15 protein-coding genes are annotated in these 18,567 nt (G+C 61.1%); 9 read left to right on the forward strand and 6 right to left on the reverse strand.

What is annotated here, in order from left to right; translation table 11 throughout:
* Positions 1 to 2 precede the first annotated feature (2 nt).
* Entirely contained in the window at positions 3 to 1,337 is a 1,335-nt protein-coding gene (locus RIF72_RS11415; RefSeq protein WP_309074995.1) for a hypothetical protein, read from the forward strand.
* Here RIF72_RS11415 and RIF72_RS11420 read toward each other — a convergent pair whose 3' ends face one another.
* From RIF72_RS11420 to rfbB, 4 genes are all read right to left on the reverse strand, one after another.
* The gene (locus RIF72_RS11420; RefSeq protein WP_309074997.1) at positions 1,338 to 2,174 is read right to left on the reverse strand and encodes a glycosyltransferase; all 837 of its coding nucleotides are present in this window, start codon (positions 2,172 to 2,174) and stop codon (positions 1,338 to 1,340) included.
* Complete coding sequence (locus tag RIF72_RS11425) at positions 2,171 to 4,099, reverse strand: WecB/TagA/CpsF family glycosyltransferase (RefSeq protein WP_309074999.1); 1,929 nt, start codon at positions 4,097 to 4,099, stop codon at positions 2,171 to 2,173. Before RIF72_RS11425 ends, RIF72_RS11420 begins: the two co-directional genes overlap by 4 nt.
* Positions 4,100 to 4,272: 173 nt before the next feature.
* Positions 4,273 to 5,682, reverse strand: coding sequence for a bifunctional dTDP-4-dehydrorhamnose 3,5-epimerase family protein/NAD(P)-dependent oxidoreductase (locus RIF72_RS11430; protein WP_309075001.1), 1,410 nt, complete (start codon positions 5,680 to 5,682; stop codon positions 4,273 to 4,275).
* Positions 5,683 to 5,685: 3 nt separating this feature from the next.
* Positions 5,686 to 6,684 (reverse strand): dTDP-glucose 4,6-dehydratase, encoded by a 999-nt coding sequence (gene rfbB / locus RIF72_RS11435; protein WP_309075003.1) that lies wholly within the window; start codon positions 6,682 to 6,684, stop codon positions 5,686 to 5,688.
* 53 nt (positions 6,685 to 6,737) lie between these two features.
* Here rfbB and rfbA point away from each other — a divergent pair, with 53 nt between their 5' ends.
* Complete coding sequence (gene rfbA / locus RIF72_RS11440) at positions 6,738 to 7,604, forward strand: glucose-1-phosphate thymidylyltransferase RfbA (protein WP_309075004.1); 867 nt, start codon at positions 6,738 to 6,740, stop codon at positions 7,602 to 7,604.
* Between the two features lie 7 nt (positions 7,605 to 7,611).
* Here rfbA and RIF72_RS11445 read toward each other — a convergent pair whose 3' ends face one another.
* Positions 7,612 to 8,544: an aldo/keto reductase gene (locus tag RIF72_RS11445; protein ID WP_309075006.1), complete on the reverse strand. Its 933-nt coding sequence runs from the start codon at positions 8,542 to 8,544 to the stop codon at positions 7,612 to 7,614.
* 52 nt (positions 8,545 to 8,596) lie between these two features.
* Here RIF72_RS11445 and RIF72_RS11450 point away from each other — a divergent pair, with 52 nt between their 5' ends.
* On the forward strand, positions 8,597 to 9,430 hold the full coding sequence (locus RIF72_RS11450; protein WP_309075008.1) for an undecaprenyl-diphosphate phosphatase: 834 nt from the start codon (positions 8,597 to 8,599) through the stop codon (positions 9,428 to 9,430).
* 15 nt (positions 9,431 to 9,445) lie between these two features.
* Positions 9,446 to 10,723, forward strand: coding sequence for a cysteine--1-D-myo-inosityl 2-amino-2-deoxy-alpha-D-glucopyranoside ligase (gene mshC / locus RIF72_RS11455; protein ID WP_309075011.1), 1,278 nt, complete (start codon positions 9,446 to 9,448; stop codon positions 10,721 to 10,723).
* A 72-nt stretch (positions 10,724 to 10,795) separates the two neighbouring features.
* Here the strand turns inward: mshC and RIF72_RS11460 are convergent, their stop codons facing one another.
* Positions 10,796 to 11,701 (reverse strand): PAC2 family protein, encoded by a 906-nt coding sequence (locus tag RIF72_RS11460; protein ID WP_309075014.1) that lies wholly within the window; start codon positions 11,699 to 11,701, stop codon positions 10,796 to 10,798.
* 30 nt (positions 11,702 to 11,731) lie between these two features.
* Here RIF72_RS11460 and RIF72_RS11465 point away from each other — a divergent pair, with 30 nt between their 5' ends.
* The 5 genes from RIF72_RS11465 (at position 11,732) to dop (ending at position 18,468) form a co-directional block, all read left to right on the forward strand.
* Positions 11,732 to 12,544: an HAD family phosphatase gene (locus RIF72_RS11465; RefSeq protein ID WP_309075015.1), complete on the forward strand. Its 813-nt coding sequence runs from the start codon at positions 11,732 to 11,734 to the stop codon at positions 12,542 to 12,544.
* A complete protein-coding gene (locus RIF72_RS11470; RefSeq protein WP_309075016.1) occupies positions 12,545 to 13,711 on the forward strand; it encodes a site-2 protease family protein in 1,167 nt (388 codons plus the stop codon). It abuts the gene before it with no gap.
* 119 nt (positions 13,712 to 13,830) lie between these two features.
* Positions 13,831 to 14,892, forward strand: coding sequence for a tRNA (adenine-N1)-methyltransferase (locus RIF72_RS11475; RefSeq protein WP_309075017.1), 1,062 nt, complete (start codon positions 13,831 to 13,833; stop codon positions 14,890 to 14,892).
* 97 nt (positions 14,893 to 14,989) lie between these two features.
* Positions 14,990 to 16,798, forward strand: coding sequence for a proteasome ATPase (gene arc, locus RIF72_RS11480; RefSeq protein ID WP_309075018.1), 1,809 nt, complete (start codon positions 14,990 to 14,992; stop codon positions 16,796 to 16,798).
* Positions 16,799 to 16,848: 50 nt separating this feature from the next.
* Positions 16,849 to 18,468, forward strand: a complete 1,620-nt coding sequence (dop, locus tag RIF72_RS11485; protein ID WP_309075040.1) for a depupylase/deamidase Dop — start codon at positions 16,849 to 16,851, stop codon at positions 18,466 to 18,468.
* Positions 18,469 to 18,567 lie beyond the last annotated feature (99 nt).

The raw sequence follows: 18,567 nt of genomic DNA on the forward strand, positions 1-18,567 counted from the left end.
CCATGAAGCAGAAAACAACCACAATGCTAGGCGCTCTTGCGTTGTTCTGTCTCTTGGCCGCAACAGTGGTCGTTGGTGGCGCGCAGATCCCAGGCCCCGTTGCCGAACCAGAACCCAGCATCCAAACGCCGCGAAGCACAACGACGCACCCGCCCGGAATCGAACTCCGCGACGTTGACGGCGGCCTCGACTTCTACTCCCGATTCACGAACGGCCTACCCATCGAACCCCATTTCTTCCCTGTCGGCGTTTGGTTCGAAAGCGCCCTGGAAAAAGACTACGTCGCAAAGGATCGCGCCGCAGGACTTAATACCTACGTGGTCCTGACCTCGGATTCGGACCTCGACCTTGTCAGGGCCTCGGGAATGTACGCGATTCCCACTTTCGCTGCAGCCCAGGCATCCGGCTATGCACTGGGTGACGAAGTAGATATGTGGGGTGGGGCAGGAGACGCTCAATGGACCGGCAAGTTCCCCGGCGAAGGCCCTATTTGCTCCCCAGAACAGTCCAAATGCGGTTATACAGTCCAAAAGCAGTTACGCGCCGTTGCACCACCGGGAATAATGACCTACGCGAACTACGGCAAAGGGGTAACGTTCTGGCTCTCCGACGAACAATCCCGGGCATTCATCAACGGAACCCAGGACCTCGTATCAGCAGACAACTACTGGTTCACAGATCCCAACATCTGCGCCCAAACAGAGGGCGGCGCAATCACCGGCTACACAAGGGACCTGACAGACTCCGAATGCCGACTGGCAGCCAACTATGGGTGGACAGTTGAGCGCATCCGAAAACTCACGGAGGGCAAAGCACCAGTTTGGGCTTTCGTGGAGGTAGGCCACCCCTTTGAGGACTCGCCACAGGCGACAACAATCAGCGGACCGGAAATTCGGGCAGCAGTCTGGAGCAGCCTCATCCACGGAGCCCGCGGAATCATCTACTTCAACCATAGTTTCGGTGGAGACTGCGTGACCCAACATGTGCTGCGTGATTGCCCAGGCGAAGCCCGCCCCACAGTTACCGCCGTCAACAAGCAAATCCAAAACCTCGCCCCTGTCCTCAACGCCCCCTTCCTGGACGGCGCCACCACAGCCACCGGTCCAGTGGACCTCGCCACCAAAATCCACAACGGCAAGGTCTACGTCTTCGCGGGAGCAAACAAGGGCACCGGCGGAACCGCAACCTTCACAGTGAACTGCGGCGGCAGCACCGCCGTCGTCATTGACGAAAACCGCACCATCCCCATAGTGGACGGCAACTTCACAGACGCCTTCGCCGACGGCAACGCCGTCCACCTGTACAGCATCGAAGGCGGCGGCAGCTGCGGCTACTGACTAACGGCTGCTGTCGTCCCGCTCCCAAACGGGCACCATCTTGCGTGCCAACAGCGGACGACGACGGCCCGCACCTGCGAATGCGACATAGACGGCGGCATCGAACAAACTCAGCGGCCCCCGGACCGAGGCCAGCAACTCCCGTATGGTCCGCACACCGGAAGCACCGCCGGATACACGATCCTGCTCCGCGTTCCCCCTATACGTACGCCTGAGGACAGCCAACAGCGCCGAGCACGTCCGCGGCGTCCGGACAACCACCGGCTCAGTAGGCAGCACCGCCTTCTCCCCGTCCGAAAAAAGGCGGTCCACATAATAGTCATCACCGGTAAAAGCAGGGAATCTGCCCAGCCTCTCGTGCCCCGAAAAGCTCAAGGCATACGCGCCTGCACCCCAAAGCCCCTGAGTGTTACCCGGTATACGGGAACGGGCACGGTAGTAAGCCCTGACCAACACGGAAGCGCCCTCGGTGTCATATCGAAAAGCAGGACGGGCGGCCAGCAAACGGTTGTCCTCCAATGCAATAAAGACCGCACGAAGCGCAGGGGCGCTCACCTCAATATCAGCATCCAGGTAAAGCCGCGGCCAACGCTCCGTGGCCTGGTCGGCAGCGTTCAACGCCGCAGTCTTGGACGCCTCGCGCACGTGAACCACGTGAACACCCTTGCACCGCGACGCAATAGCCGCCGTAGCGTCCCTGCACCCGTTACAGGCCACGACGACATCAACCGTGCCCCACTCAATAACCTCCCTCAATGCCTCCAGCGTCCTGCTGATGACGCCGGCCTCATTATGCGCCGGAATGATGACAGCACCGGAGGGATGGGACCCGATCATGGCATGGCTGCTGTCTTAGCCGGCGTAGCGTGGGGGAGCGCCGCCCAACGCCGTTGACTCAGGACCGCCAACGCCGCATCCCGATGCCCGGGCTTATTGAAACGGGCAACCTCCGCCGCGAGCACAGCACCCCTGAAAGCCAAAGCCCGGCCACGCCCAAGATACTTCACTGCGTAACGGACCCTGTTGACCGACATCAAAGCAGCCAACTGCGCCGACGACCCCGAACCTCCACGCTCATGCCACATCCGGGCCGCCGGCTCAAACCAGATGGAAAAACCCGCGTCCCTCACACGATGGCAATAATCCGTTTCTTCCGAATACAGAAAAAACTGCTCATCCCATTCACCCACCGCTTTCGCTGCCTCAGCACTAACCAGCAGAGCCGCACCCGTCGCCCAATCCACCCGATGCCCGTGCAGGTAACTCTCCGGATCAAAGTCCATCTCCGACAACCAACCCGGCCTGATCTTCACATGGCTGCCCAACGCAGCGTCACCCAGCGCTCGCAGAACACCCGGCTCACGGCGCAAGGACGGGTAGATACTGGCGTCATTGTCCAACAGGACCGGTACCACCATGCCGGCCGCCTGTGTGTTCATGCGCTGGAGCATGGCGGCCAACGCACCCGATTCCACGCGCAGGTCCGGGTTAAGGATGAGATAGCTTCCGGCTTCTCCGGCCACGGACAACGCTGCATTGATACCGCCGGCATACCCGAGGTTTCCTCCCGTTCGAACCGCCGTGATATCCGGGTGATGTGACAGTTCAAGAAAGGTGCTGTCATCGGGAGAGTTGTCGGCCACCACCACTTTGATTCGAAGAGCCGCCGCTTCCTTCCGCAGACTGGCGACCAGTGGCCCGACGTCGTCGGCATTGTTGTAGGTGACAACAACGACGGCGACATCGGCCCTGTCGGTCGTCGGTACGAACGATCCCTGAGCCCGGCTGGGCACGGGCTCAGGGACGAAGTTGGCCCCGATGCCTGGAGGGCTTGCCTCCGCACCGCCCGTGGCCGTGTCACGGCTGCTCGCCATGCGTAGCTTCACGTAGGCCTCCGGTCCCTCCACCAGGTAACGCCGGGCCAAGCGGCGTGGCTCCAGCATGAGGCGCCATGCCCATTCGAGTCCATGCGAGCTGGCCCATACGGGAGCGCGTCGGACATGCCCTGCCAGGAAGTCCACCACGGCGCCGAATGCGAGCAGGACCTTGGCGCCGGTCAGGTGGCCGTACTCGGCTATCCACAGTTCCTGGCGGGGTTTTCCCAAACCAACCACCAGGACATCGGGGGCCGCCTCCCGTATCTCATCGGCGAGCTTGCGGGATGCTGCCGCATCGCCCAGCGTGGATCTGGCAGGAGCCCACCATCCCACCACCGTCAAATCGGGCCGCTCTGCTGCGAAATTCCTCGCGATCATTTCCTGGGTCTCTTCTGAACCTCCCAGGAAACCAAGGCGCAGTCCCCGTGCAGTTGCTCCATCCAACAGGGGGTGAATGAGGTCGCTGCCGGCAAGGCGGGGCCACATCTGCGAGGTGAGGCGCCGGGCCTCGGTGGCCAATGGTGCGCCATCGATCAACGTTAGCCATTCAACATGCCCTGGTGGTTCCAAAGTGCCTATCCAGCGGCTTCCCGCTCCAAAATGCCGGATGTGGTCCAAATTTGCAGAACAAACACCTAAGGGTGCCGCTTCGGTGGAGCTTGCGCGGTCCAGAATCTCCCCGAGCGCGCCGTCGGCTTCCATGAGCCTTACTGGAACCCCGCCAAGATTCACCCAAGGCGAGTCGGACGCGCGCCCTCCGGTTTCAACCACACGTGCACGCGGTTCAGGATGGAGATCGCTGGCAGCGACGCCACGTCGCGGGTAAAGGTACGGGATTACCCGATGGAGGAGATCTCCGGTGGGCATGATTTTCGGTAGCAGCATTCTTGGCTCCAACTCAAAGCATCACCATGTGACCGACGATCCGAGGCTGCTGCACTGCCTGAATCGTCGGTGGCGGACCTGTGCCGCCAAATCAACATGTTCATTTGAGTTGTCTCCCGGCCTCCTGCAAGAGGCTGCCGTAGGGCTACTTTAGGACGTTTGAGCGGTCTCCGCTAGAGTTCCAGGCCTTTGAGGTATTCAGCCAGGCGCTCTCTGGCATCGGGCGGGTCAAAACCGGTGGCGCGGATCCTTGACAGGTCCAGGACGCTGCTTGGCGGTCTTGGGGCAGAGTTGGGCTTCACATAGTCCGCAGTGCTGATGGGTTTCACAAGAACTGGATCGGCGCCCTGTAAACCGTAGATGTCGCGGGCCACCTCATACCAGGACTTGGCTTCACCGCTGTTGCTGACGTTGTATGTCCCATAAGGCGCTTTGCTGCGGAGCAGATGCTGAATGCCCGCCGCGATGTCAGACGCGAAGCTCAACCGGCCCCGCTGGTCATCGACCACCGATGGCGAGGCCCCCTGGGCGGCCAATGAAGCCATGGTTCGAACAAAGTTCTTCCCGTCGCCCACTACCCAACTTGTCCTCACGATGTAATGCTTCGGTACGGTGCCCACAGCAAGGTCACCCGCGGCTTTGCTTTGGCCGTAGACACCCAGGGGAGTGGGAATCTCATTTTCGTGATGCACTTCGTCTGTGCCGTCGAAAACGTAGTCGCTGGATACGTGGACCAGCGTCAGGGAATGCTCGACGGCGGTACGCGCCAAACGGGAAACGGCAGCTGAGTTGATGCTCCAGGCAGCTGCGCGGCCTTCCGGGGTTTCGGCGGCATCCACTGCGGTGAAAGCGGCTGCGTTGATGATCGTGGAGTAATCGCGCCAGTTGAGTGCCTCATAGGAACTCTCAGCGGTGATGTCGAATTGGGCCCGGCCGGCGAACTCCACCGTGGAGTCGCCCGCGAACGCATGCCTGAGGGCTGTACCCAGCTGGCCGTACGCTCCAAGGATCAGCGTGCGTCGCCCTTGCATGGGAACAACGTCCCCCAGCCGCGGATGCTTCCTGTCCTGTGCAGACACTATGGATTTCTCCAAGGGGATCGGCCATGGCACGGCTACGTCCTCATCGGCAAGGTTGAGGAACGTGTACTCCTTCTGTGCCTCCGCGCTCCAGTGATCATTGACCAGGTACGTGTACGCCGTGTCGTCATCCAGCGTTTGGAAGGCGTTGCCGACGCCACGGGGGACGAAAACGGCATCCTGAGGAGTCAGTTCAGCCGTAAACAGTGTCCCGAAAGTCGGACCCTCGCGCAGGTCAACCCACGCACCGAAGATCCGACCGGAGGCCAAGGAAACAAACTTGTCCCAGGGTTCGGCGTGAATGCCCCGAACCGTACCGCGCGCTGCATTGAAGGAAATGTTGTTCTGCACCGGACCAAAGTCGGGCAGCCCGGCATCCAGCATCTTGGTCCTGTGCCAGTTCTCTTTGAACCAGCCCCTGTCGTCCCCATGGACAGGCAGCTCGAAAAGGAGCAGGCCAGGGATGGGCGTGGTCCTCGAACGTAGCTGCCGTCCCGGATCCACGCTTTAGTGCCCTTGTCCAGCGTACTTGGACTCCGTGGCTGCCTTCTGTGGCCGCCACCAGTGCTCGTTGTCCCTGTACCACTGCACTGTGTCCGCCAGTCCGGCGTCGAAGTCCGAATAACGTGGCGCCCACCCCAGCTCGCTGCGAAGTTTGCTTGAATCGATGGCGTAACGCAGATCGTGACCTGGCCGATCGGTCACCAGGTCATAAGCATCGCGGGGCTGCCCCACGAGGTTAAGCAACATCTCCACTACCTCGCGGTTGGAACGCTCGCCGTCGGCACCGATTAAGTAGGTTTCGCCCAAGCGGCCACCCTCCAATATCGCCAACACTGCGGAGGAGTGGTCCTCCACATGGATCCAGTCCCGGACGTTCCGCCCGTTCCCATAAAGCCGCGGGCGGAAACCGTCAAGGATGTTGGTGATCTGCCGGGGAATAAACTTCTCCACATGCTGGTAAGGGCCGTAGTTGTTGGAACAATTACTGATGGTTGCCTTGAGGCCAAAGGAGCGAACCCAGGCACGCACCAGCATGTCCGAGCCCGCTTTCGTGGCGGAATAGGGGCTTGTCGGCCGGTAGACGGAATTCTCCGTGAAGCGGTGGGGATCATCCAGGGTCAAGTCACCATAGACCTCATCCGTGGAAATGTGATGGAAGCGTGTGCCGAACGTTCGTGCGGCTTCGATCAGGGTAAACGTGCCCAAGAGATTGGTGTCCAGAAAAGGGCGGGGATCCTGCAACGAATTGTCGTTGTGTGACTCGGCTGCGAAATGCACCACTGCATTTACTGTCTCCGTCAATGCCTCAACCAACGCCGCATCGCAAATGTCGCCTTTGACGAAGGTGAAGCGTTCCGCCGGCAGGCCGGAGAGGGAATTCATGTTTCCGGCATACGTCAATTTGTCCAAGACCGTGACATGGAGCCCCGTGTGCTCCATGATGTAGTGGACAAAGTTGCATCCAATGAATCCGGCGCCGCCGGTGACAAGGATTCTCTGCATGGCCCTAGAGTAACCGTCCGCGGCGAGGCTGGGCATAGGTGAGGACGGCAGGTTTGCGAGGAATTGTTCTTGCAGGTGGGACGGGTTCACGGCTGCACCCCATCACGCTCGGAATCAGCAAGCAGCTGGTCCCGGTCTTCGACAAGCCGATGATTTACTACCCCCTGTGTACCCTGATGCTGGCTGGCATCCGTGACATTCTGGTCATTACCACCCCCGGGGATGCTGCCCAGTTCCAGCGCCTCCTTGGCGATGGTTCCCAATTCGGCATAAATTTGAGCTACGCGGAACAGCCAACGCCGGACGGGCTTGCCCAGGCATTCATTTTGGGGGAGCGGCACATCGATAGCGGAAAAGTGGCGCTGATCCTGGGTGACAATATTTTCAACGGCCCAGGCATGGGCAACCAGCTACGGCATTATGCCGACGTCGACGGCGGAGCCATCTTCGGGTACTGGGTCAAAGATCCGTCCGCCTACGGTGTGGTGGAGTTCGACGACCATGGCATGGCCATCTCCATCGAGGAGAAGCCGGCGATGCCCAAAAGCAACTATGCCGTTCCCGGGCTCTACTTTTATGACAACAACGTGGTGGCCATGGCCAAGGACCTGCAACCGTCCCCGCGTGGGGAGCTGGAGATCACGGATATCAACAGAAAATATATGGAGCTTGGCCGGTTGCATGTGCAGAAATTTCCGAGGGGAACGGCTTGGCTGGACACCGGTACCTTTAGCGACCTGAATGATGCCTCAAACTATGTCCGGACCACGGAAAACCGACAGGGCTTGAAGATTGGTGCTCCAGAGGAAGTGGCCTGGCGAATGGGCTACCTGACGGATGACGAGCTCCGACAACAGGGGGCCAAGCTCGCAAAGAGCGGCTACGGCAGCTACCTTTTGGACATTCTGGACCGTCAATAAGCCGAAACTACGCTGCTGAAACGTCTTCCAGCGCGCGCGCAATCTCAGCTGGCAGCGCCGTCAATTGAGCGTCCAACAGTTCCTTAAGCTGAACGGCGTTCCTGGGGCCGACGATTGCCGTGGCGACGCCAGGTCGGGATAGCAACCAGCTGAGGGATACGTCCATCGGTGTCCGGCCCAGTCCGCGGGCTGCCATGGCCACGGCCTCCACTACACGGGACGGCCGCGACTCAAGATACGGCTCGACGTAACCAGCCAGGCGATTCTGTGCGGCACGGGAATCGGCAGGGATCTGGCCGCGGTATTTACCGCTGAGTACCCCACGGCCCAAAGGTGCCCAGGACATCAGCCCTAATCCGGCGTCTTCTACTGCAGGAACGAGTTCTTCCTCGGCTTTGCGCTGAAGCAGGGAGTATTCGGACTGGTTGGCCACGAGGGTGAAGCCGGCCACAGCCGCTGCCTTGGCCGTCTGCCAGCCGTTGTAATTGGAGATGCCCACGTAGCGGGCACGTCCGCTCCGCTGGGCAAGTTCCAACGCCGAAAGAGTTTCGTCCAAGGGCACGTTCGGATCCCACTCGTGGGCGAACCATATGTCGATGTAGTCGGTGCCGAGCCTGGCGAGACTGGCATCAAGTGCGGACAGCATCGCTCCCCGGGACGCGTTGACGCTACGCCTGGCGTCCGAGGACGACACGCCGGCTTTGGTGGAAATCACAATCTCGGAACGGGCCACGACGTCGCCCAGCATGGATCCCAACATGGCTTCTGCCCGGCCTTGTGCATAAGAAGCTGCCGTGTCCACAACAGTGCCGCCGGCGGCAACGAATTCATGGAGCAATTCAGCCGCGTCCTGCTGGTCGGTCTCCTGGGCCCAGGACATGGTTCCAAGAGACAATGAGGACACACGGAATCCACTGTTTCCGACATAACGCTGCTGCATAGCAGTTAGCTTACGGGGAGTTAGCGGAGTTCATGACGTAGGGTCTATTCACGTGAACTGGATAGAAGCAGCCTTGCTGGGCCTGGTGCAGGGCCTCACCGAATTCCTCCCGATTTCCTCAAGCGCACACCTGCGGATTGTCGGCTCATTCCTTCCGAATGCCGCAGACCCGGGTGCTGCCTTCACGGCCATCACACAGTTGGGAACTGAAACGGCCGTGATCGTCTATTTCTGGCGTGACATCGTACGGATCGTCGGTGCATGGTTCGGCTCCCTCACGGGCAAGGTGGAGCGAAACAATCCGGATGCCCGCATGGGTTGGCTGGTCATCCTGGGCAGCTTGCCGATCATCATCCTGGGCCTGCTGTTCCAGGACCAGATCGAGTCGGTGTTGCGCAGTATGTGGATCGTTGCCACGATGCTGATCGTCTTCGGCATGATTCTTGCCGTAGCCGATGCCATTGGCCGGCAGGAGAGGGACCTCACACAGCTGACATACAAGCACGGCATCCTCTACGGCTTCGCGCAAGCCATGGCGCTGATCCCGGGCGTTTCCCGTTCCGGCGGCACCATCACAGCCGGCCTTCTCATGGGCTACACCCGTGAAGCAGCTGCCCGATACTCCTTCCTCCTGGCCATACCAGCGGTGTTCGGCAGTGGCCTTTACCAGCTCTATAAGACGGTGACGAAGGAAGGCCTCGCTGGTCCCTATGGTCTTCCCGAGACTGCGTTGGCCACCGTCATCGCTTTCGTGGTGGGTTACATCATCATTGGCTGGTTCCTGAAGTTTGTCTCCACCCGCAGCTACAGGCTCTTCGTTTGGTACCGGATCCTCTTGGGCCTGGCCTTGTATGTCCTGCTCGGTTTCAATGTGATCAGTGCCTAGCACTAAGGTTGAGTCGTGAAATCGTGGACCTCCCGCCCTGTTCCTGAACTGCCCGGCAGCATGCCGCAACTACGGCTGCACGACACAGCCCTCGGCCGTGTGGTGGACGTCGAGAGGCAGCCGGAACAGTCGATGTACGTCTGTGGCATCACGCCGTATGACGCTACCCACATGGGACACGCAGCCAGTTATGTGGCCTTCGACCTCCTGAACCGTGCCTGGCGCGACGCCGGCGTCCGGGTCTCCTATGTCCAGAACGTCACAGACATCGATGATCCGCTCCTGGAGCGCGCCACGGCAACAGGCGTGGACTGGCGTGAGTTGGCCCAGAGCCAAATCGACTTGTTCCAGACAGACATGGACGCCCTGAATGTCCTCGCACCGAACCATTACATCGGGGCAGTCGAGGCGATCCCGGACATCGTGCCCGCCATCGAGCAGCTTATTGCCGACGGCGTTGCTTATCGCGTTGCTGGTTCTGAAGAAGAGCCCGACGGCGACGTCTACTACGACGTCGAGACGGCGGGCAAGCGCTCCGACTCCACAGACGCCTGGACACTGGGCGATGTCTCCGGCCTCGGCGAAAAGGAAATGCTGGAGCTGTTCGCAGAGCGCGGTGGCGACCCAGCCAGGGCGGGTAAGCGCCATGCCCTCGATCCCTTGCTCTGGCGCGTTGCACGGGACGGCGAACCGAGCTGGCCCGGAGCTACCTTGGGTGATGGCCGGCCGGGTTGGCACATCGAATGTACGGTGATCGCGCAAAAGTTCCTTCCCGCCCCCTTCACTGTTCAGGGCGGCGGCTCGGACTTGGTCTTCCCGCACCATGAAATGGGCGCCGGCCACGCCTACTCCTTGTCCGGCGTTCCGCTGGCGCGCCACTATTCACACGCCGGCATGGTGGGCTTGGACGGCGAGAAGATGAGCAAGTCCAAGGGCAACCTGGTACTTGTCTCAAAGCTGCGCGCTGCAGGGGAGGAGCCGGCGGCCATCCGCCTTGCTATCCTTGCCCACCACTACCGCTCAGACTGGTCCTGGACCGACCAAGAGTTTGCCGAAGCCAAGGACCGGCTCACGCAGTGGCGCGCTGCCCTGGAACATGCGCCGACCGGCTCCGCAGCGGCACTGATATCTGCCATGCGCGATGAACTTGCAAACGACCTCAACGCTCCTGGCGCAATCGCCGCCGTCGACTCTTGGGCGAAGGAAGCGATTCGCACTGGCGCCGGCAAGTCAGCGCAGGATGCCGCCCTGGTTACCGACGCCATTGATGCTCTGCTCGGGGTGGAGCTCTAAACCACCCCGGAAAACCAGCACCGGCTCTGACACGCTGTCAGAGCCGGTGCTGGTTTCCACGGTACTTATCCCTTAGGGACGCTCTTTGCCGCGCCGCTTCAAATACCGCTCGAACTCCCGGGCGATGGACTCACCGGACGCCTCCGGGAGATCGGCGGTGTCCTTCGCTTCCTCCAGTTGCCGCACGTAAGCAGCAATCTCAGGGTCTTCCGTGGCGAGCTCGTCCACTCCACGCTCCCAAGCCTCCGACTCTTCAGCCAATGCCTGGCTGTCTACAGGAACCTGCAGCAGATCTTCGATCCTGTGCAGGATCGCGAGCTGCGCCTTGGGAGAGGGCGGCTGGGCGACGTAATGCGGAACTGCTGCCCAGAGGGAGACCGTCGGCAGCCCGGCCAGCATTGCGAACTCTGCGAGCACACCCACGATGCCCACTGGTCCTTCGTACTGGGAGGCCTCCAGGTTGAGGCGCTCCCGAAGGGAACTGTCCTCAGTGGTGGTGCTGACCGGAATTGGACGGCTGTGGGGCACATCGGCCAGCAGCGCGCCGACCAAAATCACGGAGTCCACTTTAAGCGCTTCCGCATGGACCAGTAATTCGGTGGTGTAGGCGCGCCAGCGATATGACGGTTCGGTACCGAGCACCAGGACCACGTCAACATTGCTGTCGGGAACTTCAGCCTTGTAAATCCGCGTCGACGGCCACTTCACCTTTCGGGCGCCTGAGGACGTACGCCGCACGGTGGGCCGCGTGAACTGGAAGTCGTAGTACTCCTCGGCGTCCACAGTGGCAACCTTCTTGCCGTCCCAGAGCTTGTTCAAGTAGTGCAGCGCATCGCTAGCAGCCTCACCGGCGTCATTCCAGCCCTCAAACGCGGCGAGCATTACGGTGACACGTTTGCCGTCCGCGGGTTCCTTGAGGAAACGCTCGGGCTCCGCGGTGATGTCCTGTCCTTCGGGGGTCCCGTCCACACTGTTCATCCACTCACCCTACGTCCAAGACCCTCGTGGATGCATGGCATTTCACACCGAAGCGTGTCCGGGATTCGCCCACAGCGCAACGGACGAACAGCCGCCCGCCAGGTTCCACGTAGACTGGAAACCATGCATTCCTTACCCAGCCAGCCCCTCCTCAAAGCCGTGCTCTGGGATATGGATGGCACACTCGTGGACACGGAACCCTACTGGATCGCCGCAGAGCGCGCGCTGGTGGAATCCCACGGCGGCACCTGGTCCCACCAGCAGGCCATGCAATTGGTGGGGCAGTCCCTGCTTCACTCAGCCGCCGTTCTGCAGGCCGCAGGCGTCAGGCTTGAAGCCCGCGAAATCGTGGACACCCTGAGCTCGCAAGTCATCCAACAGGTCCGCAAAGAAGTCCCCTGGCGGCCCGGCGCACGCGAACTGCTGGATGAACTCCACCTGGCAGGCATCCGCTGCGCCCTGGTAACAATGTCAGAGGGTCCTCTGGCCGGCGTGGTGGTGGACAGCCTTCCCAAGCCCTACTTCGAGTTCATGGTGACCGGGGATACCGTCACCAACGGGAAGCCACACCCGGAGGCCTACCTCACCGCCGTGGAACGGCTCAGCTTGGACGACCCGTCCGTCACCATTGACCACTGTGTTGCATTGGAGGATTCCATTCCAGGTGCCACAGCCGCCATCGCGTCAGGTGTGGTCACAGTCGGAATTCCCCATCAGGTACCCCTCCCGGAAGACCCCCGGATGATCATGTGGCCCACATTGGTGGGTCGTACCGCACCCGATCTACAGCAGCTCGTGGCTGACCGTTTCGCCGCAGCGAACTTGTTTGAAGGGGCCAACTAGGTGAGCAGCCCCTCCACACCGCATCACTCGCAAACCAAAAAGAGGGACGGCATCCCCCTCGGACGAATCGCCGGCATTCCGGTCTACCTGGCCTATTCGTGGTTCGTCATCGCAGCCTTTACCGTGTTCGTCTACGGACCCGTGTTGATGGACTACATGCCCTATCTGAACAACTGGGCCTACATCGTGGCGCTGTGCATTGCCCTACTGCTCGCCGTTTCCGTCCTGATCCACGAACTTGCACATGCGCTCAGCGCAAAGGCCTTCAAATGGCCCACCGAGAAGATCGTGCTGAACCTTTGGGGTGGACACACTCAATTCGAGAACTTCACGGCTTCGCCGGGGAAGTCCGTCATTGTCGCCCTGGCCGGGCCCGTTTCGAACTTCGTCGTCGCAGCGGTCATGTGGGCAGTCATGTCTGCCGACCTACTCAGCGGGGTGTCGGCCACCCTGGGCGACATCCTGATGAGGGCGAACCTCTTGATCGGCATCTTCAACATACTTCCCGGAATGCCACTGGATGGCGGACGTTTGGTGGAGTCTGCCGTGTGGAAGGCCACCGGCAGCCAGGACAAAGGCACCATTGCCGCAGGATGGTCAGGCCGCATCATTGTTGTGGTGCTGGTCATTTGGTTTATTGGCCTGCCCTTGATCACCGGCGCTTGGCCGGACCTAACCTTTATAGTGATCACCGTGCTGGTGTGCGGCTTCCTCTGGATGGGCGCTTCCAGCTCCATCCACCACGCGAAGCTCCGCAGTCGTTTGTATCTGGTAAGTGCCGCCGGGTTGGCTGAGCCCGCAGTGGGGGTGCCGAACTCTGCCTCAGTGGCAGATGTCCTGGATATTTCACCGGCCGGAAGTCCCGCCGTCGTGATTTGCGGTCCGGACGGCAAACCGCAGGGAGTGGTGGATTTCGGCGCAACACTCGCTGTTCCAGCCGCAGCTGCCACGACGACGCCGGTCACCGCAGTGTCGCATGCCCTGGCCGCCGGGGCGTACGTCCCCGAATGGTCCAAGGGGCAGGAACTAATTCAGTACTTGGCTCGGCTGGAGGGTGGCGAATACGCTGTGGTGGACCACAACGGAATCGTCACAGGACTGCTCCGCCAGCAGGCCGTAGTGACGGCCATAACGGGTAAGGAAGCACGCAGGAGCGGGCGCGCCTGACTGCCTTGCCGGTAGAGTTACATGCCGGCGGTTATACAAAGAAGAGACCCATTAGTTTTTTGGCGCCCACCAGCCGGTAACACACCGCGGCACAGCCGTACAGGAGCGAGGAACACCACATGAGCAGCGAAACCGCCGCCCCCGCAGCAACCACAGGCACCAACGAGCCCGCCACCGGCTCAGGACAGCCGACGGGCGCTGCACGACGCCGCGGGCCTTTCCGCGTGGGCGAGCGGGTCCAGCTCACGGACGAGCGTGGGCGCATGAACACCATCACCTTGGAGGTGGGCGGCGCTTTCCACACCCACCGCGGCTTCTTGAACCATGATGAAATCATCGGCAAGGTGGACGGCTCGGTGGTCAGCAACAACGTCGGCCAGCAATACCAGACGTTGCGGCCTTTGCTCTCTGACTTCGTACTGTCCATGCCCCGTGGTGCGGCTGTGGTTTATCCGAAGGATGCCGGCCAGATTGTCACCATGGCCGATATCTTCCCGGGCGCTCGTGTGGTGGAAGCCGGAGTGGGCTCCGGCGCCCTCTCCATCTCGCTGCTGCGCGCAGTCGGCGACGGCGGTTACCTTCACTCCTTCGAGCGTCGCGAAGAATTCGCGGACATCGCGCGTGGAAACGTTGAGACCATCTTTGGAGGCCCGCACCCCGCATGGCAGATCTCCCTGGGAGATTTCCAGGAAGAGGTTGTCAAGGCCGAGGCCCCGGGATCCGTGGACCGGGTCGTGCTGGACATGCTTGCGCCGTGGGAATGCTTGGATGCCGTCGCCACTGTCCTGGCTCCCGGCGGTGTCTGGATAAACTACGTAGCAACCGTCACCCAGTTGTCCCGCACCGCAGAAGCGATCCGTGCTGACGGCCGCTTCACCGAGCCGGACGCTTGGGAATCGATGGTACGCGGCTGGCACCTTGAAGGCCTCGCCGTTCGGCCGGACCACCGGATGGTCGCGCACACCGGATTCCTGCTCGTTACGCGCCGACTCGCCGATGGCGTCACCGGAATTTCCGTGAAACGCCGCCCCTCCAAGACCGAATTCAGCGAAGAAGACCTTAACGCCTGGACCCCTGCTGCAGTGGGGGAGCGCTCCGTCTCGGACAAGAAACTGCGCCGTGCAGCACGTGATGCCATCGCCGGGACCAACGTTCAGGATGACCCCACAGTCACAAACTGACAAAGGTCACAATAGGGTTCGCATTCCGAATGTCACCAAGCACCCTGAGCTTTTCGGGACTAAGGTCTTGTTAAGCGCAGGAAGGGGCTGATGAATCGTGGATACGTCAAACAACGACCTTGGACGGCCGACGCCGGAAGAAGCAAACGACGCAGCGGAGAATACGGCAAGCCGGAGGCTTGGTGCTGTGCAACCGCCGGAGTCCTCGAGTGAGCTGACGGTTGCCGAACGGCAAATCAACATCCTTCGGGACAAGCTTCGCCACATCGACCGCCAGTTGGCAGCCGCGACCCAGAACAACAGCAAACTGGTCAGCATGCTGGAAACGGCCAAAGCTGAAATTCTTCGTTTGAAGGGCGCCCTGGAGCAGGAGGGCCAGCCTCCTTACAGCTTCGGTACCGTGGTGCAGATCAACCCACGAAAACAGCCGGCCGCCGGCAGTTCAGGGCAGGCAGCCACCGAAGAGTCCGTAGATATCTTCAACGCCGGCCGCAAGATGCGCGTGGGAGTCAGCCCGCTGGTGAACCTCAACCAGCTCGCTGTAGGACAGGAAGTCCTGCTGAACGAGGCACTCCTGGTAGTGGCCGGGCTCGGCTACGAACGTGCCGGCGAATTGGTCACCCTCAAGGAGCTGCTGGGCAAGGACCGCGCACTGGTGGTCGGCCGAGCCGACGAAGAACGTGTAGTCAGGTTGTCCGGGGCGCTCCAAAGCGTCCACTTGAAAGTGGGCGACGCGTTGTCGCTCGATTCACGGACTGGCTACGCGCTTGAGAAGGTCCCTCGCGCCGAGGTAGAGAACCTCGTCCTCGAAGAAGTTCCCGACATCACCTACCAGGACATTGGTGGGCTTGGCCCACAGATTGAGCAGATCCGCGATGCCGTGGAGCTGCCATTCCTCCATCCCGACCTCTACCGTGAGCACGGGCTGAAGGCACCCAAGGGCATCCTGCTCTACGGCCCTCCGGGTTGCGGCAAGACCCTTATTGCCAAGGCCGTAGCGAATTCCCTTGCTGCCCGGGCAGCCGAACGGGCCGGCAATACCGATCTCAAAAGCTACTTCCTGAACATCAAGGGTCCAGAGCTCCTGGACAAGTATGTGGGTGAGACCGAACGCCACATCCGGCTGATCTTCTCCCGCGCCCGTGAAAAGGCTTCAGATGGCAGCCCCGTGGTGGTCTTCTTCGACGAAATGGACTCCTTGTTCCGCACCCGCGGTACAGGGGTCTCCTCCGACGTCGAAACCACCATCGTGCCGCAGCTTCTCAGCGAGATCGACGGTGTGGAGCGTTTGGACAACGTGATCGTCATTGGTGCCTCAAACCGCGAGGACATGATCGATCCCGCCATCCTTCGTCCCGGCCGCCTTGACGTGAAGGTCAAGATCCAGCGACCCGACGCAGAAGCTGCAGCCGACATCTTCGCCAAATACATCACCACTGACCTGCCCTTCCACCCTCAGGATTTGGCTGAGTATGGCGGCGACGTACAGGCCACCGTGGATGCCATGGTCCAGCGCACCGTGGAGGCCATGTACTCCACGGAGAAGTCCAACGAGTACCTCGAAGTCACCTACGCCAACGGCGATACCGAAATGCTGTACTTCAAAGACTTCAACTCCGGCGCCGTGGTCCAGAATGTGGTGGATCGGGCAAAGAAGTACGCCATCAAGGATTTGCTGACCAACCACCAGAAAGGTCTTCGGATCGATCACCTGCTTCGGGCCGTCGTGGATGAGTTCCGTGAGCATGAGGACATGCCCAACACCACCAACCCGGATGATTGGGCGCGGATTTCGGGCAAGAAGGGCGAAAGGATCACCTACATCCGGACCATTGTTCAGGGCAAGGCAGGGCAGGAGCCAGGCAAGTCCATCGAAACCACCGCCAACACAGGTCAGTACCTGTGACAGCAAGGCCCGAGGGTTCACCCGCAGAGAAGCTTCCCGCAGGCGGCGCCATGCGCGTCATGGGCTCGGAAACTGAATATGGAATCCATGCACCGTCAGCGCCGGGAGCCAACGCCACCATGATGTCCGCACGGATCATCCAGGCGTATGCCACGGTTACCCGTCAGCGTGCGGCAGGCGGCGCGGAGACGCGGTGGGACTACACAGACGAGGAACCGCTGCACGATGCCCGCGGTTGGACATTGGATAGGGCAGCGGCGGATCCCAGCCAGCTGACGGACCAGCCGCCTGTGCTCGACGCCGAAGCTGTCGCCTTGGCCTATGGCCGCCAGGAGTTGGAACTTGACGGCGCAGACGAGTCCGGTTCCCTGCTGATGAACATGGTCCTCGGCAATGGTGCCCGCCTGTACGTCGACCATGCGCACCCTGAGTACTCCAGCCCGGAGGTCACCAATCCACGCGATGCCGTGGCGTGGGATGCCGCCGGTGACTTGGTTGCCTTGGCCACGGTCAGGAAAGTCGCGTCCGATGCCGCGCTTCCTCCGATCAACCTGTACAAGAACAACACCGATAACAAGTCTGTGTCCTATGGCTCGCATGAGAACTACCTCATGCCGCGCTCGGTGCCCTTCGGGGACATCATCCGCGGGCTGACTCCGTTCTTCATCTCCCGCCAAGTCATCTGTGGTGCAGGCCGGGTGGGGATCGGGCAGGACAGCTCAACCCCCGGCTACCAGATCAGCCAACGGGCTGACTTTTTCGAGGCAGAGGTGGGGCTGGAGACAACCATCCGCCGCCCCATCATCAACACAAGGGACGAGCCACACGCCACGGCGGACAAGTATCGCCGACTCCACGTGATCATTGGTGACGCCAACCTCAGCCAGGCCTCCAATTTTCTGAAGTTCGGAACCACTGCCATGGTTCTGAGCCTCATTGAGGCGGGACAGGCTCCGAGGATCGAAGTTCATGAGCCGGTGCAGGCGCTCCAATCCGTCAGCCACGACACCACCTTGGCCGTCACCGTAAGGCTCCTCGACGGGAGACGCGTTACTGCACTCGATCTCCAGTGGATGTATTTCGAGGCAGCCGCCAAACTTGCCCAGGAGACTGGGGTAGCGGATTCAGTCACTGGAGACGGCCATACGCATCAGGTTTTGTCCCATTGGGAGTCCACGCTGACAACTCTCGGTACAGATCCTGATGCCGCTGCCTCGTCGGTTGAGTGGGTGGCCAAAAAATCGCTGCTGGAAGGTTACCGAAATCGCGACGGACTGACGTGGGACGACGCCCGTCTCGGCTTGGTGGATCTCCAATGGTCAGATATCCGACCCGAGAAGGGCCTCTACTACAGGCTGCTCTCCAGGGACCGGATGATGCGCATTGTCGACGACGGCGACATTACCCGTGCGGTCACCGAACCGCCGTCGGACACCCGGGCCTACTTCCGCGGCCGGTGCGTTTCCAGCTTCGGCAAGGACGTTGTTGGCGCCAGTTGGGACTCAGTCATCTTCGATGTTCCAGGGCTGGGGAAACTGCAACGGGTGCCCACGCGTGAACCCCTGAGGGGGACACAGGCTTTGACCGGCGCACTCTTTGACCGCCACGAGGATGCTGCGTCTTTCCTGGCCGAATTGTTGGGTCAGGCGCCACCGCCGGCAAGGAGTTGATGGATGCCCGCCACAGGATTATTCGTGCCTGGGTAAAGCCGTCCGCAGCACCGGTGCGCGTGGCAATATGGCATTAGGAAGTCTCCGTCTTCAGGAGAC

Origin of the sequence: Paenarthrobacter sp., assembly GCF_031180005.1 — a bacterium.
Taxonomy (GTDB): Bacteria; Actinomycetota; Actinomycetes; order Actinomycetales; family Micrococcaceae; genus Arthrobacter.